Source organism: Sphingobacterium tenebrionis (genome assembly GCF_037126265.1).
Classification (GTDB): domain Bacteria; phylum Bacteroidota; class Bacteroidia; order Sphingobacteriales; family Sphingobacteriaceae; genus Sphingobacterium; species Sphingobacterium tenebrionis.
In genome coordinates, this window is record NZ_JAYLLN010000008.1 from 52,438 (window position 1) to 66,962 (window position 14,525).

Here is a 14,525-nt window from a genome sequence, read left to right on the forward strand (position 1 = left end):
ATATATTATTGGGATATTATTGGGTTGTTATTAGGTTGTTATTAAGATATTATTTGGGTGTTATTGGGTTGTTATTGGGTTGTTATTGGGTTGTTATTTGTTTGTTACTAGGTTGTTATTAAGCAAAGATTTGCTTCTGACTTCAAGTGAGGTGTAAGTGACTTCTAAGTGAGGTGTAAGTGCTAAAAGGCACTTGCATAATACTTACACGCTCTTTAAACTATGCTTACATCTAGAAGCCAAATAGAAGCCACCTCCGTCATTGCGAGGAACGAAGCAATCTTTCAAACCATGTCATCCTGAGCGAAGTCGAAGGATCTACATTTGGTACCCGTACAGATCCTTCGACGCTGCTCAGGATGACATGAATCCAAAGATTGCTTCGTCGTACCTCCTCGCAATGACGGCGGGCGTACCGACTCGCAAGGACGAGATAACCTCCTCGCAATGACGCGGGCTCCCTAAGCTAAAATTCCACCCAAATAAAAAGGCAGTTCAAAATGAACTGCCTTTCTCAAATATTTCACGCTAATATCTATCGTCTAATATCTATCATCTAATATCTACCAATTAAATATCAATCTTCGCATACCTCGCGTTCGCTTCGATAAATTCCCTACGAGGAGCAACTTCATCGCCCATCAACATCGAGAAAATACGATCACATTCCGCAGCATTTTCAATCGTCACCTGACGCAACGTACGCTTATCCGGATCCATCGTAGTATCCCATAATTGTTCCGCGTTCATCTCACCAAGACCTTTATACCTTTGCACATGAACACTATCCTCTTTACCCGCACCTTTTAAGCGCTGAATAGCGGCCAAACGCTGATCTTCTGTCCATGCATATTGGAAATCCTTACCTTTCTTCACTAAATACAAAGGAGGAGTAGCGATATAAACATATCCACGCTCAATCAACTCCTTCATATAACGGAAATAGAATGTCAACAATAAAGTCGCAATGTGCGATCCATCGACATCGGCATCCGTCATAATAATAATCTTGTGGTAACGAAGTTTGTCGGTATTCAATGCTTTGGAATCCTCGGCGGTACCAATACTAACCCCTAATGCTGTGAACATATTCTTGATCTCTTCGTTTTCATAGATCTTATGTTCCATAGCCTTTTCCACGTTTAGGATCTTACCTCTCAAAGGCATGATCGCCTGCGTTCTACGGTCGCGACCTTGCTTAGCCGTACCACCCGCAGAATCTCCCTCGACGAAGAAAATCTCACAGCTCGCTGGATCATTATCCGAACAGTCGGCCAGTTTACCTGGTAAACCAGAACCTCCCATAACCGTTTTACGTTGAACCAACTCACGGGCTTTACGAGCCGCAGCACGTGCTTGGGCAGCAATGATCACTTTCTGTACGATCTGTTTTGCCTCTCTCGGATTCTCCTCCAAATAAGCACTTAAGATCTCACCAACGGCAACATCCACCGCACCCATTACTTCAGAGTTACCCAATTTGGTTTTTGTCTGCCCCTCGAACTGAGGTTCAGCAACTTTAACAGAAATTACCGCAGTCAATCCCTCACGGAAGTCATCACCTGTAATCTCTACTTTTAAGTTCTTCAATAAACCTGAATCATCGGCATATTTCTTCAACGTCCTGGTCAAACCTCTACGGAAACCAGCCACGTGAGAACCACCTTCGATGGTATTGATGTTATTTACATAAGAATGTACATTCTCCGCATATGTATCGTTGTATTGCAAAGCAAGTTCTACGGGAATACCTTGTTTGATTCCTTCTACATAGATCGGTTCAGGGATCAAGGCATGGCGATTGCCATCCAAGAACTTCACGAATTCTTGCAGTCCACCTTCTGAGAAAAAGATATTCTGGCGGAAAGAATCATCCTCCAATACCTCACGCTCATCGATCAATGTCAATCGAATCCCTTTGTTCAAGAAAGAAAGCTCTCTCAAACGGTTTGCTAAGGTATCATAGTTATAGACGATGGTTGTTGTAAAGATCTCCGGATCCGGATGGAATGTTACAATAGTTCCTGTTTTGTCACTCTCACCAATCTCCTTTACATCAAATTGCGGCTTACCCTGTGCATACTCCTGCACAAAGATCTTACCCTCACGATGAACTTCTGCACGCAATAAGGTCGACAGGGCATTCACACAGGAAACCCCCACACCGTGCAAACCTCCAGATACCTTATACGTATCCTTATCGAATTTACCACCGGCGTGCAATACCGTCATAACCAGCTCTAATGCCGATTTATTCTCTTTTTTGTTGATACCTGTAGGGATACCACGACCATTATCTTTTACCGAAACAGCGTTGTCTTTTTGGATAGTTACAACGATGTCATCGCAATAACCGGCAACAGCTTCGTCAATTGAGTTATCGACTACTTCATAAACCAGGTGATGCAGACCCTTTACTCCCGTATCACCAATATACATAGATGGACGCTTACGTACCGCTTCTAATCCCTCTAAAACCTGGATATTATCCGCTGAATACGTTGAAGGTTTTTTGTTTTCTTCGCTCATGAAAATGAATTAATATTACTGTTGATTAACTTTCAAAAATACGAAAAATTACCTTAATAATCAAACATAAAACGCTTAAAAATACGCTCGGGTACTCTCCCAAAAACATCCTCATCCAAGCCATTATTTACTAGCTTTTCATGCATTTTTGGTAAAATTTCATTTTTTTATCTTAGGTTTGTTCTTCAGAAAATCGAAATACAAGAAAAGAATGAATAAATTAGTAAAATTGACCTTAGGTCTTGTTGCCACTGCAGCAATCGTTTCCTGTAACCAAGAAGCAAAAAAAGATAACACTACTGCTTCCACTACAGCAGCAACAACAACCCCAACCACTGCCCAAGAAGAGAAGATCGTTTATGTAAATTCAGATTCTTTATCTGAAAAATACACGTACTACAAAGATGTACGCGCTAGATTAGAAGCGAAATTCAAAAAAGCGCAAGCTGATTTCCAGGCAAAAGGACAAGCTTACCAAAGAGAAGTAGCAGAATACCAACAAAAAGGTCAAGGCATGAGCGCAACGGAACGCCAGGCAACTGAAGAGCGTTTGGTTCGTTTGCAAGGCGACCTTCAACGTATGGAGCAGAATGCTGGTCAATCCATTGGTCAAGAAGAGCAGACAGAATTCTCCAAAGTTTATACTGCAGTAACAGAATACCTTCAGAAACATGCTGAAGATAAAGGGTACAAATTGGTATTGACTTATTCAAAAACCAACCCTGCCGTTCTTTATGCTGATCCAAAGATGGATATCACCAAAGAAGTGATCGACGCTTTGAACAAAGAATATGCGGATAAAACTCCTTCAAAGAAATAATACACAGGAGGAGGTAATTCTTCATTAAGATATAAAAATGGCAGTCTGAAAATACAGGCTGCCATTTTTTTGATATATCCTTAAATCTCCCTAATTTTCGGTAATTATTACGCTACTATGGTAAAACAGATTCTCAGCAAGGAAGACAATGGTTTCGACTGGTTCGACATCTTCAACCCTTCTATCGATGATTTCACAGATCTCAAAGAAAGGTACAACATTAAGGATGCTTCCATCAAAGATTGCCTGGAAATCGGCCATTTGCCAAAAATTGAAGAATTTGAGGAATACCATTTCCTCATCCTTAGGAATATTGCAGAGAGTTTTCCGGAAAGTTCCGATACCTTAACGGATATCACCAATCGAATTTCCTTATTCTACGGGCAGGACTTTGTCATCACGGTACATCGGAATGAAATCAATTTCCTTTCCGAATTGATCGATCTGGATAAGACCAATAAAAAACTGAAATCCAGCAAAAGCCTGGTGAATACCCTGGTTTCTTCTTCGCTAAAATCATTCGAAACCTTGATCATTTCCGATCTTTCCGAGAAACTGGATAATTATGAAGAGATTGTTTTCCTGCATAGCCGCAGAAAACCTTTCCTTCGAAAGGTGTACTATTTGAAAAGACAGGTTGACTTGATCCGGATCATTCTGACCCTGTACAAGGATATCGTGGACTATTTCCATATGCCCGAGTACCAGAACATCTATACGCAAGACTTAAGGGATATCTATTCCAGAACGAATACCCTTTACCGCAATATCAGTGAGAACACGGCACAATTGCTGTCCATCTATTTCAACATCGAATCCAACCATACCAATGAGATCATGCGTACGCTGACCATCATCTCCGTATTTTTTATGCCTTTAACGTTTATCGTAGGGGTTTATGGCATGAATTTCAAATACATGCCTGAACTGGAATGGTACTATGGATACCCGATCATTATTGGGGTAATGATGGCGCTTTCTGCCCTGATCTATATCTGGTTCAAAAGAAAACGATGGTTATAAGATTAAGAGGAAAGTAGGTTCTTTTTAGACTTGGTCACCACAAAATCCTTCAGGTAATACGGTTCAAAATAAGCAACATCCTCAAATTGCTGTTGTTTGAATTTATCATAGGCCTGCTTTCCTTGCTGAGAGGCATGGGATTCAAAGCCCTCTACTATAGTCACCCCCTCTTTGGAGGCAAACATCTCCTTGAACTTATCTGCACCAGCTCCAAATAAAACGACCTTGAAACCTTCCTTCAAATACGCATCAAAGGTTTGTTCATCCACGATCAGGGCATGGGTTTCCGTTAAAGTTGTTCCATCAGCATCAAAAAATGCTGTGTAGACTTCCAATCTCCGTGCATCAATCATTGGACATAGCATCAGCTTCTCCCCTACATGCTCATGATTCATCAGATACCCACCTAACATCGCTTCTAAGCTATTAATTCCGATCAAAGGGATATCCATTGCATAGCACAATCCTTTTGCCGCAGAAACCCCTATTCGCAACCCGGTATAAGAGCCCGGCCCCATGCTCACAGATATTGCTGCCAGGTCCTGAAACGTCAGCCCCGTCTTATCCAAAAGCTCTTGGATAAAGACCGTCAATGCCGTTGCATGCATATTGGGTTCATTGCTGAACACGGAATCAACTAAACGACCGTTATTGGATAGGGAAACCGAACATACCTGTGTTGCAGTTTCAATGGAAAGGATATAGCAGTTTGACATAGTAGAATTATGGAACAGGATCATGACCATGACCACCCCATGGATTACAACGAGCGATCCGTTTTACCGTCATCCATCCGCCTTTGAAAGGGCCATATTTCAGGATGGCTTCCTTCCCATATTGGGAGCAGGTTGGCGAATACCGACAACTTGCACCTAAAAAGGGCGATATGAACAACTGGTAAAACCTAATAATAAAAAGGAATACCCATTTGATGGGAAGCTTAATTCCCTTCTCCCAGATCAGATTTAGCAATTTCATTTTTCAATTTTAAGAGCATTTGCTTCATTTTTGCCTGCATTTCGGCAAATGGCAGATCTTCTTTGCCCACGTATTGTATGGTCAAGAGCAAATGTAGGGAATGTTCAGTCAAAAAATCGTAAAGATTATGCTTTTCCAAACGATAGGCTTCGCGCATCCGACGCTTGAAATAATTGCGGTCGACCGCTTTCTTAAACTTACGCTTGGAAACTGAAATGATGGTTTGTACAGGGTATGGGAGTTCGGAAGGAGCCTGGGCATAGACCATCCGGAAAGGATATACAATAAAAGAAGAACCATTATCGAAAAGATGGTCGATCCACCTTTTGCTACATAATCGTTCTTCTTTTGTAAATGTATATTTTTTCATCTCGATGTGCATTGAGCCGGCTAAATTAGCTCGGTCGACGTATCACCGGCGATGTTTGGATTAACCTTTGTGACGGTATTCGTCAGAAACTGTAAGGCGTTTTCTTCCTTTAGCTCTACGAGAAGCTAATACTCTTCTACCATTTGCAGAGCTCATACGCTCTCTGAATCCGTGTTTATTTCTTCTTTTTCTTTGCGAAGGTTGAAATGTTCTCTTCATGACGCTTTTATGCTTGTTTTTATACTTTTAATCAATTTATCCCTCAAAAGAGGAATGCAAAAATAAAGTTTATTTCACAATTCCGCAACACTCAGGATATAATAAATAAAAAAAAGCAAATTAATTAGGCATGATCACCTGCATAATTTGCTTTCTGAGCGCAGAAATGGCTTATTTATTTCTTAATAAATCGCGAATCTCTGTCAACAAAACTTCTTCTTTTGTTGGAGGAGCTGGAGCTGCTTCTTCAGCTGGTTTTTCGCGTTTCAATGAATTCAATCCTTTGATCACGATGAAAATACAGAAGGCAATGATCAAGAACTGGATCAGCACGTTGATGAAGTTACCGTAGTTGATCGCTACTTCTGTGGTACCAGCAGCTTCATTCGCTTCGCTGATCACATATTTCATCTTGGAGAAATCTACTCCACCTGTGATAAAACCGATCGGAGGCATGATGATATCATCCACTAAAGATGTTACAATCTTACCGAATGCACCACCAATAACCACACCGACCGCTAGATCGATGACACTGCCACGCATGGCAAATTCTTTAAACTCTTTTAAAAATCCCATTTTATTCAATAGTCTTAACTGTGAAAAATTTATTTGCTATTTGAAATTTAAAACAAATAATCGACAAAAAAAACGGTTTAGAATGATATAATAAAATAATTCCGAAAATATTTGTCTATATTTAGTAGGCTACGAACTACATTTAACAAAAAAAAATTAAGGTGAAGTGAATTGTCACGAATATCTTATATTTGAAGAAATAAATTAACTACTATAAATAATAAATAAACCCTGCCTATTGATAAATCACACAGTCAAAAAAGCAGAAATCTCGGTTAGTGATCGTGTAAATATGAAGAAAATTTTAATTGCCGACGACCACATCATAGTAAGACTAGGTGTTTCAACCGCCATCAAGGAGACCATTAAGGCTGTTGAAATCACCCAGGCCCAGACCTATGATGAAGTTTTTGGGGAGCTAAAAAATAACAGGTACGACTTATTGCTCTTGGACATCAATATGCCCGGAGGAAATAACATCAAGGTCATTAAAGAGATATTGGAAATCCAGCCCGATTTGAAGATCCTGGTGTTCTCATCCTATGATGAGAGCCTCTATGCATTAAGGTATATTGAAGCTGGAGCGGCAGGATATGTGAACAAAACGACCAGCATGACTGAGTTCACCAATGCCATTAACAGCATCTTCGAAAGAGGAAGATATATGTCGGATGCCATTAAAGATCTCTATGTGCAGAAGTTGACCACCAGCAAATCAAAGGTCGATAGCTTGAACCCATTGTTCAAATTATCGAACCGGGAAATGGATGTGGCCAGACACTTGATCGAAGGTTTGGGAATCATTGAAGTTTCCAACCGATTGAACCTGAGTTCCTCTACTGTAAGTACCTATAAGAGCAGAATATTTGAAAAATTAGGGGTAACCAATATTCCCGATTTGATTTCCCTGTTCAAAATGAATACAGAAAAGGAATAACCGCTTGGTTATTCCTTTTCTTTTATACAATAAAATTTTGGTATTATTTCAAACTATCCATTGTTTGAAGCGGAATATCTTTTCTATCAATTCCCTTTAATGGACGTTGTTCGGTATAAGTATAGCCATTATCCTCCAGGCTCCATAATAAAGGCGCAAGGTAATTGACCGTGTTTTTAGCCCCTTGGTTGATCGCTCCCATATTATGGGTATCTTTGGAGTTCTTAGCCTCGTTCTCGATCTCAAACGGCCCAGAAAAGCCTCTCTCGTGCAATATCTCTACAAATGCATTCCAGTCCATATGATCTGTACCACCAAATCCAGGCAGCATAGCGGTATAATGATGTCTATCCCAATCATGCTGCGGGATACTGACCCCAGCCAATTCTGCCAATTCTGGCGATACATATTGCATCGGATACATTCCGCCCCATTCGGTATAGGCTTTTCCGTAGTTCATACGTGTTGTTTTCACATGGATACGTTTCAACCTGTTGATGTCCATTTCATCAATGACATCCACCGGATCGGTATTCTGCCAAATATCATGGGAAGGATCGTAGATCTCGCCATGGGCAGCACTAGGGATCATCGCATACATCAATTTGCGGGCAGCTAGGACTCCTGGTAAATTATTAAAGGTACTGCTATAGCGGGAAGATCTCCAGCCCTCCATCGGGCAATTCTCATAGACGATCGTCACGCCCAAACCTTCCGCATATTTTACGATCGGTTCAAAAACCTTTTTATATTCCTCCAGATTCCGTTGGAATCCATCGATCTGATTACCCAATTCATGGTTATACCCCACAAAGGTCCCTACCTTCACATCGTTCTCATCACCACCCAACAAATGCGCGATCCGGATCAAGGCCAACAAATGGTTCTGATTTTTTACACGTTGGTCTTCCTCGCCTCCTATCATATTCTCAAAGGCGCCTAAGGACAAGCGTAATCCTTTGGCATTGAATTTATCCAACAATGCCTTAGCCTGTTCCGGTCCAAAGGATTCATAATCCAAATGGGTCGCGGTATGGTCCTGTCTGGCACCATCCCTACGGAAAACACAAAGATCTATCCCTTGTGCACCCGCCGCGTTTGCCGCATCCAACAATTCATCTTGAGTCAATTGATCATAGGCCGAGCTCATCAGCCAGATAGGATTTTGAAGTTTATTCATATTGTAAATATAATAGTATTTGCGCATAAAAAAAGCCCATTGATAGGGCTTAAACTGTAACAAGGTTTTCTCAGGTTTCTATTTCTTGTTTTTCAGATCCTGAATACCTAAACGTAAAGATTGAGCCAATGTTTTCACATCCTGCAAACCTTTTCTCACGCGTGTTCCAGCAGCGCTATTTGCTTTTGAATAGAATTTTTCAGCATCATTTTCCAATCCATCGATAACTGATTTAAGTTCTTTGAATTTATCAATACTTGCCATAATTGTTAGATTTAATTGAGATAATTTTTTAGTAACTACCTCTAAATTAACATCTTTTTTCAAAAAACAAAACTAAAAACAAAAAAGGTGGTCTTCACAGACCACCCTTTAGTATTAAATAGGATAAGATTAATCTACATTGTCGTGCAAGAACGAATTGTTCGGTCTGATCTCCGTTTCACCATCATCAAACGACAAGGTAAAGCGGCTCACTTGTGATTGGGAAGAATGTGGCACATCATCCAAGGTCTTTTGTTTTCTCTTGTATGCTGGCTCATTCTCCAATTCCTGAAGACCGTTCGAAGACTTCAATTTCATGCTCAATTCTTTCAAACGAAGGATTCTTTCTTTCGTTTTCATCAATTGATCCTCAAAATTGGACTCTTCTTTGATCGCCTCTTCCAGTTCAACTTCAGCTTTTGGCTGAGGTTCTGCCTGCAATGGCGACTGAATTGGTGCTTGCGCCTGTGGAGCAACTTCCTCCGGTTCTTCGTTGGTTTTATACGCATCGAATACCGTTGGCAATTTGAATTCGAAGATCGATGGTGAAGTTTTCAATTCAAACCCGTGTGGATTTGGATCTTCTTCTACCTCTTCAACATCATTACTATCTTCAAGCTCCAAGGTATGACGAATCAAATTTGGTTCTTTGTTCTCCACTGCATTTGCTTGTGAAGCAGATGCTACTTTATTGGAAAACAGATCAGCTTGTGGACCTTGAGGAGCAGTTGGCTCCGCCGGTTGTGTAGTCTTTACAAAAGCCGATGGCTCCTGTGCAGTACGCTCAACAAACTGATTGGTTGCTACTGGTTTTACGAAAGCCGAAGTTTGAACTTCGGGTGTTAAGGGAATAGCGATCTTCTCTTTCTCTTTTTCTTTCACGCGCTCTTCCGCAGTTTGAAAACCAGTCGCGATTATGGTTACAGAAAGCTCCTCGTCGTAGTCCTCATCGATACAGTTACCCCAGATCAGATCAGCCGAAAGACCAGCCTTCTCTTGGATATAATCTGTTACGATAGCTACCTCATCCATGGTTACCTCACGTGTACCGGAAGTAATGTTCAATAGGATGTAACGAGCACCTTCAATTTCATTGTCTTTTAATAATGGAGAGGCCAATGCGCCAGTTACAGCATCTAATGCGCGTTGTTCTCCTTTTGCCACAGCATTACCCATGATAGCAACACCGCTATCATTCATTACGGTACGAACATCCTTGAAATCGACGTTCACATAACCCGGAATAGTAATAATTTCAGCAATACCCTTTGCAGCAGTCGTTAAGATATCATCTGCTTTTGCAAAGGCAGCAGTCATTGTTAGGTTTCCGAAGATCTCACGTAAGCGATCGTTCGAAATCACTAAATAGGAATCCACGTATTTACGTAGTTCTTCCAAGCCATCTTCAGCTTGCATACGACGACGCTTACCTTCGAAAGTAAAGGGAGTAGTCACAATAGCAACGGTCAATATCCCCAATTCCTTTGCTGCTTTCGCCAATACTGGACTTGCTCCAGTACCGGTTCCACCACCCATACCTGCTGTGATGAAAAGCATCTTCGTATTGGTACCCAACATACGTTTGATATCCTCAATACTCTCGATAGCCGAGTTCTCACCCACATCAGGATCGGCACCAGCACCCATTCCTTCCGTTAAACTTGCTCCTAATTGTACCTTGTTCGGGATAGGACTCAACTCCAATGCTTGCGCATCCGTGTTACACACGATGAAGTCTACACCACTAATTCCCTGCTTGTACATGTGGTTTACAGCATTCCCGCCGCCTCCACCTACACCAATTACCTTGATAATTGATGAATTCTCCTTTAACATTTCAAATTGTATCGACATATAATTTATCCTATTTAATTCTTCATCAATCTATTACGTTATCGCAACTTGACTCAACAATTCTAATGTAATATTACCAATATATTAACAATAGTTATCCACATTTGTTAAATTGTGGAAAAAACATACTGATGTTGATAATTATTTTTTTCCAATGAAAGTATCATCGTCAATGTCCGCCCCGTCTTTGATCCAGTCTCCTAAGAAACGAGATAACCAACCTTCTTTTCTGCTTTGACCTTCCGCTATAACTTTAACGTCATCTTTGGATTTTTCTTTCCCTGCAACCGGAGTTTTTCTTGTCGTTCTCTCCTCGTCGCGCTTCTCTTCTTCCTCGATAGACTGAATACCTTTGATCAATAAACCGATACCTGTTGCATACAATGGGCTCTTCAATTCATCGAATGCCTGTTTGTTCAACATATCTGTTTTTGCCAAGTATTCGTTCGGATAACCGATACGGCAATCGATACCTGTGATGTACTCCACCAACTGAACCAAATGTTTCAATTGTGCACCACCACCCGTGATCACAATACCTGCGATCAATTTATCTTCATAGCCCGAAGCTTTGATTTCATAATATACATGCTCGATGATCTCTTCCATTCTTGCCTGAATGATATAGGCTAAATTTTTAACAGAAATCTCCTTTGGCTCTCTTCCACGGATACCAGGTACACAGATCACCTCGTTATCCTTGTTTTCATCTGCCAAAGCCGAACCATAACGAACCTTCAATTGCTCCGCTTGATTACGTAATACCGAACATCCCTGACGGATATCTTCCGTTACGATGTTACCTCCCAAAGGAATAACCGCTGTATGACGGATGATACCTTCATGGAAGATCGCTACATCCGTAGTACCTCCACCGATATCCACCAATACCACACCAGCTGTTTTTTCTTCTTCATCCAATACAGCTTCTGAAGATGCCAATGGTTCCAAGATCAGTTCCGATACCTCAAGGTCAGAATTATCTACACAACGTTTGATGTTCTTGATATCGGTTACACGACCCGAGATGATGTGGAAGTTTGCTTCTACGCGTCTTCCCGCCATACCGATCGGTTCTTTGATACCAGGCTCATTGTCGATGGTGAACTCCTGTGGTAAAACATGGATGATCTCCTCTCCTGGAGGCAATACCAATTTATACATGTCCGAAATCAAACGTTCGATGTCGATCCGTCCGATTTCATCATCGTCGTTCTTGGTCAAGATACCACGGTGTTGAATACTTTTGATGTGTTGTCCGGCAATACCTACGTTTACCACTTTGATGTCAACGTTGGATTGTCCTTCGGCCACTGCCACTGCTTCGCGGATGCTGGTTACCGTTTTTTGGATGTTGGCAACGACACCACGGTTCACTCCTGCAGATTCTGCTTTCCCTACACCCAATAATTCCACCTTGTTAGCACCACTACGACGACCAACCGTTACGCAGATCTTCGTGGTACCGATATCCAATCCGACAATGATTGGATTCTCTTTTTCATTTTCTGTAATTCTAGGTTTCATATGCTGTGTTTGATGCTGTATATTATAATTCCTTTTTTTCTCCTTTGTTTGTCTGCTTAACGCATTAAGTTGTCTTTATTTATTTTCATCTGTAAGCTGTCCATAAACCACTCTCCTTTTCGCTCACAAATGATCTGACCACCATACTTTACATTCACCTTACTGTAGGCATCATTACCTACTTTTGGAAGGATATGGGTATAGAACTTGGTCAACCTATCCAGTTTATAACTCAATGAATCGGCATTCCCTATTACCAACTGCTGGTCTCCAACACGCGGCACAATCTCGATATCCCGCTCATTGTTCACATAGAGCTGCACAATCTGGTTAGACCATAATTCATCGTTTTTCGTTTGCTCCACCACTTTGATCAAATCCTTTACAGCTTTTGTCTGAACCGGTTCCAAGGATTTCTTATAGCCTTCGCCGATAAACCCGTTCGCAACCATCACATGCGGAACATACTTCAAGGTTACCGGAATCTTTTGATTCTTGGAATCCACATAGTATTCCTGTCCATTCTGGTTGATCACGCGTAGCACAACTTCCCGTTGCATCACCTGTACTTTCATGGTTCCATCCATATCCATATGTACATCGGCTTCCGACACATATGGCGATCTCCTTAACTCGGTTTCGATCTTTTGTAGAGGGATCTCGTTCAATGGTCTTCCCACTACACGGCCGAATTTCTCCTGGATCATCGAAGTAATATCCGTCTGGTCGATAAAAGTCTCCTTTCCTTCGACCATCACTTTCAAGGCCGAGCACACCTGAACCTGATCCTTTTTATTGACCAGACTCATCAACATGCCCACCCCTACCAGCGCAACAATGCTTAGGAAGAAGTAGCCGACCTGACGCCATTTGATATTTCTTATTTTATCCAACATGTAATACTTCGCTAATCGGTTTAACCAATTTATCAATATCGCCTGCTCCTACAGTAACCACTAATTCTGGGCTTTCTGCTTTAATGATTTCCAATACCTCTTCTGGGCTTACCAATCTTTTATTCTCCAGATTGATCTTGTCCAATAACCAAGAAGAATCCACTCCTTCAATAGGCAGCTCCCTTGCCGGATAGATCTCCATTAACAACAACTCATCGGCTAACCCAAGAACTTCCGCAAATCCATCTACAAAATCACGTGTTCTTGTGAACAGGTGAGGTTGGAAGACCACCGTCAGTTTCTTGTTCGGATATAGCTTCTTCATCGAGGTCAAAAAGGCCCTCAATTCCTCCGGATGATGCGCATAGTCATCAATATAAATATGTGACGGATTCTTAACGATAAATTCGAAACGTCTTTTAACGCCTGCAAAATTCGATAAGGCCGTACGGATCTTATCCGCTTCGATACCCAACAGATTCGCTACCGTAATCGCAGCAACGGCATTCTCTACATTATGTAATCCCGGGATACCCAGGTGCACATCCTTTAAAATCAAAGTCTCCGAATGGTAATCAAAATAAAATTCCCCATCTCTCACGTGTACATTTTCTGCGTAGGCATCACATTTCTCCTCACGGGCATACGTGATGTTTCCTGAAAATGGCAAACCTTTTTTCACGATCTTATCGCCATCTTCCACCACCCTATCCAAGAATAGTTTAAAGGAAGTGACCAATTCTTCAGGATCTCCATAGATATCCAAGTGATCAGCATCCGCCGAAGTAACTATGGCAATATTCGGATGAAGAGTCAAGAAAGAACGATCGTATTCATCGGCTTCCACGACAACCACATTATTATCACCGAACAATACATTGTTCTGGTAGTTGGTACTGATCCCGCCTAAGAAAGCTGAACAATCATAACCTGAATCTTTCAATATATGGGCAACCATGGTTGATGTTGTTGTCTTCCCATGGGTACCAGCTACGGCAATCGTAAACCGGCTTGCCGAAATAAACCCTAATACCTGAGATCTTTTGAACAATTCATGACCTTGCTCCATAAAGAAGGCTTTAAGCGCCAAATCCTTTGGAATAGCAGGGGTATAGATCAAAAGCGTCTCCTCATTCGCTTCCTTAAAAACAGCCGGAACGGTATTGATATCATCGGTATACGTGATATCTAATCCTTCTGCCTCCAAGGTTCTGGTCAACTCGGTAGAGGTACGGTCATACCCTGCCACTTCGCATCCCAAACGACTAAAATAACGAGCCAATCCGCTCATGCCGATTCCTCCGATGCCCAGTAGGTAAACTCTTTTTATTTTGTCGATATTCATTTCT

Annotated in this window: 15 protein-coding genes; 3 read left to right on the top strand and 12 right to left on the bottom strand. The window is 41.4% G+C overall.

All coding sequences use genetic code 11. From position 1 onward, the window contains the following. Positions 1–570: 570 nt before the first annotated feature. Positions 571–2,529, bottom strand: coding sequence for a DNA topoisomerase (ATP-hydrolyzing) subunit B (gene gyrB, locus VJ786_RS05305; protein ID WP_134777021.1), 1,959 nt, complete (start codon positions 2,527–2,529; stop codon positions 571–573). A 211-nt stretch (positions 2,530–2,740) separates the two neighbouring features. On the opposite strand from gyrB, the gene VJ786_RS05310 reads away from it, so the two are divergent. Next, entirely contained in the window at positions 2,741–3,349 is a 609-nt protein-coding gene (locus VJ786_RS05310) for an OmpH/Skp family outer membrane protein (protein ID WP_134777022.1), read from the top strand. A 117-nt stretch (positions 3,350–3,466) separates the two neighbouring features. Further along, positions 3,467–4,372: a magnesium transporter CorA family protein gene (locus tag VJ786_RS05315; protein WP_099366912.1), complete on the top strand. Its 906-nt coding sequence runs from the start codon at positions 3,467–3,469 to the stop codon at positions 4,370–4,372. 2 nt (positions 4,373–4,374) lie between these two features. On the opposite strand, the gene tsaB is transcribed toward VJ786_RS05315, so the two are convergent. From tsaB to mscL, 5 genes are all read right to left on the bottom strand, one after another. Next, the gene (tsaB, locus tag VJ786_RS05320; RefSeq protein WP_134777023.1) at positions 4,375–5,088 is read right to left on the bottom strand and encodes a tRNA (adenosine(37)-N6)-threonylcarbamoyltransferase complex dimerization subunit type 1 TsaB; all 714 of its coding nucleotides are present in this window, start codon (positions 5,086–5,088) and stop codon (positions 4,375–4,377) included. Positions 5,089–5,095: 7 nt separating this feature from the next. After that, positions 5,096–5,350, bottom strand: coding sequence for a membrane protein insertion efficiency factor YidD (gene yidD, locus VJ786_RS05325; RefSeq protein WP_134777024.1), 255 nt, complete (start codon positions 5,348–5,350; stop codon positions 5,096–5,098). Further along, complete coding sequence (gene rnpA / locus VJ786_RS05330) at positions 5,313–5,720, bottom strand: ribonuclease P protein component (protein ID WP_134777025.1); 408 nt, start codon at positions 5,718–5,720, stop codon at positions 5,313–5,315. Before rnpA ends, yidD begins: the two co-directional genes overlap by 38 nt. 60 nt (positions 5,721–5,780) lie before the next feature. Further along, positions 5,781–5,939 carry a 50S ribosomal protein L34 gene (rpmH, locus tag VJ786_RS05335; protein WP_075991291.1) on the bottom strand — a complete coding sequence of 53 codons (159 nt, stop codon included), beginning with the start codon at positions 5,937–5,939 and terminating at the stop codon, positions 5,781–5,783. Positions 5,940–6,110: 171 nt separating this feature from the next. Beyond that, a complete protein-coding gene (gene mscL / locus VJ786_RS05340; RefSeq protein ID WP_134777026.1) occupies positions 6,111–6,518 on the bottom strand; it encodes a large-conductance mechanosensitive channel protein MscL in 408 nt (135 codons plus the stop codon). Positions 6,519–6,810: 292 nt separating this feature from the next. Here mscL and VJ786_RS05345 point away from each other — a divergent pair, with 292 nt between their 5' ends. Further along, positions 6,811–7,455 (top strand): response regulator, encoded by a 645-nt coding sequence (locus VJ786_RS05345; RefSeq protein WP_099366908.1) that lies wholly within the window; start codon positions 6,811–6,813, stop codon positions 7,453–7,455. A 43-nt stretch (positions 7,456–7,498) separates the two neighbouring features. Here the strand turns inward: VJ786_RS05345 and VJ786_RS05350 are convergent, their stop codons facing one another. The 6 genes from VJ786_RS05350 to murC all read right to left on the bottom strand — a co-directional run bounded on the left by VJ786_RS05350 (position 7,499) and on the right by murC (position 14,521). Then, positions 7,499–8,635: a sugar phosphate isomerase/epimerase family protein gene (locus VJ786_RS05350; RefSeq protein ID WP_134777027.1), complete on the bottom strand. Its 1,137-nt coding sequence runs from the start codon at positions 8,633–8,635 to the stop codon at positions 7,499–7,501. A 78-nt stretch (positions 8,636–8,713) separates the two neighbouring features. Then, positions 8,714–8,899: a BF3379 family histone-like protein gene (locus VJ786_RS05355; protein ID WP_099366907.1), complete on the bottom strand. Its 186-nt coding sequence runs from the start codon at positions 8,897–8,899 to the stop codon at positions 8,714–8,716. A gap of 129 nt (positions 8,900–9,028) precedes the next feature. Further along, positions 9,029–10,753, bottom strand: coding sequence for a cell division protein FtsZ (ftsZ, locus tag VJ786_RS05360; protein WP_099366906.1), 1,725 nt, complete (start codon positions 10,751–10,753; stop codon positions 9,029–9,031). Between the two features lie 141 nt (positions 10,754–10,894). Continuing rightward, positions 10,895–12,280, bottom strand: coding sequence for a cell division protein FtsA (gene ftsA / locus VJ786_RS05365; RefSeq protein ID WP_099366905.1), 1,386 nt, complete (start codon positions 12,278–12,280; stop codon positions 10,895–10,897). Between the two features lie 56 nt (positions 12,281–12,336). Beyond that, positions 12,337–13,176 (bottom strand): cell division protein FtsQ/DivIB, encoded by an 840-nt coding sequence (locus tag VJ786_RS05370; RefSeq protein WP_134777028.1) that lies wholly within the window; start codon positions 13,174–13,176, stop codon positions 12,337–12,339. Beyond that, positions 13,166–14,521, bottom strand: coding sequence for a UDP-N-acetylmuramate--L-alanine ligase (murC, locus tag VJ786_RS05375; RefSeq protein WP_134777029.1), 1,356 nt, complete (start codon positions 14,519–14,521; stop codon positions 13,166–13,168). The genes VJ786_RS05370 and murC overlap by 11 nt, the downstream gene beginning before the upstream one ends. Between the last annotated feature and the right edge of the window lie 4 nt (positions 14,522–14,525).

What these genes read in the sequence shown, in the direction of transcription:
- ftsZ (WP_099366906.1), bottom strand. Translation starts at nt 10,753, where the DNA reads ATGTCGATACAATTTGAAATGTTAAAGGAGAATTCATCAATTATCAAG.
- yidD (WP_134777024.1), bottom strand. Translation starts at nt 5,350, where the DNA reads ATGAAATTGCTAAATCTGATCTGGGAGAAGGGAATTAAGCTTCCCATC.
- mscL (WP_134777026.1), bottom strand. Translation starts at nt 6,518, where the DNA reads ATGGGATTTTTAAAAGAGTTTAAAGAATTTGCCATGCGTGGCAGTGTC.
- VJ786_RS05350 (WP_134777027.1), bottom strand. Translation starts at nt 8,635, where the DNA reads ATGAATAAACTTCAAAATCCTATCTGGCTGATGAGCTCGGCCTATGAT.
- VJ786_RS05315 (WP_099366912.1), top strand. Translation starts at nt 3,467, where the DNA reads ATGGTAAAACAGATTCTCAGCAAGGAAGACAATGGTTTCGACTGGTTC.
- rnpA (WP_134777025.1), bottom strand. Translation starts at nt 5,720, where the DNA reads ATGAAAAAATATACATTTACAAAAGAAGAACGATTATGTAGCAAAAGG.
- rpmH (WP_075991291.1), bottom strand. Translation starts at nt 5,939, where the DNA reads ATGAAGAGAACATTTCAACCTTCGCAAAGAAAAAGAAGAAATAAACAC.
- tsaB (WP_134777023.1), bottom strand. Translation starts at nt 5,088, where the DNA reads ATGTCAAACTGCTATATCCTTTCCATTGAAACTGCAACACAGGTATGT.
- VJ786_RS05310 (WP_134777022.1), top strand. Translation starts at nt 2,741, where the DNA reads ATGAATAAATTAGTAAAATTGACCTTAGGTCTTGTTGCCACTGCAGCA.
- gyrB (WP_134777021.1), bottom strand. Translation starts at nt 2,529, where the DNA reads ATGAGCGAAGAAAACAAAAAACCTTCAACGTATTCAGCGGATAATATC.
- VJ786_RS05345 (WP_099366908.1), top strand. Translation starts at nt 6,811, where the DNA reads ATGAAGAAAATTTTAATTGCCGACGACCACATCATAGTAAGACTAGGT.
- VJ786_RS05370 (WP_134777028.1), bottom strand. Translation starts at nt 13,176, where the DNA reads ATGTTGGATAAAATAAGAAATATCAAATGGCGTCAGGTCGGCTACTTC.
- ftsA (WP_099366905.1), bottom strand. Translation starts at nt 12,280, where the DNA reads ATGAAACCTAGAATTACAGAAAATGAAAAAGAGAATCCAATCATTGTC.
- murC (WP_134777029.1), bottom strand. Translation starts at nt 14,521, where the DNA reads ATGAATATCGACAAAATAAAAAGAGTTTACCTACTGGGCATCGGAGGA.
- VJ786_RS05355 (WP_099366907.1), bottom strand. Translation starts at nt 8,899, where the DNA reads ATGGCAAGTATTGATAAATTCAAAGAACTTAAATCAGTTATCGATGGA.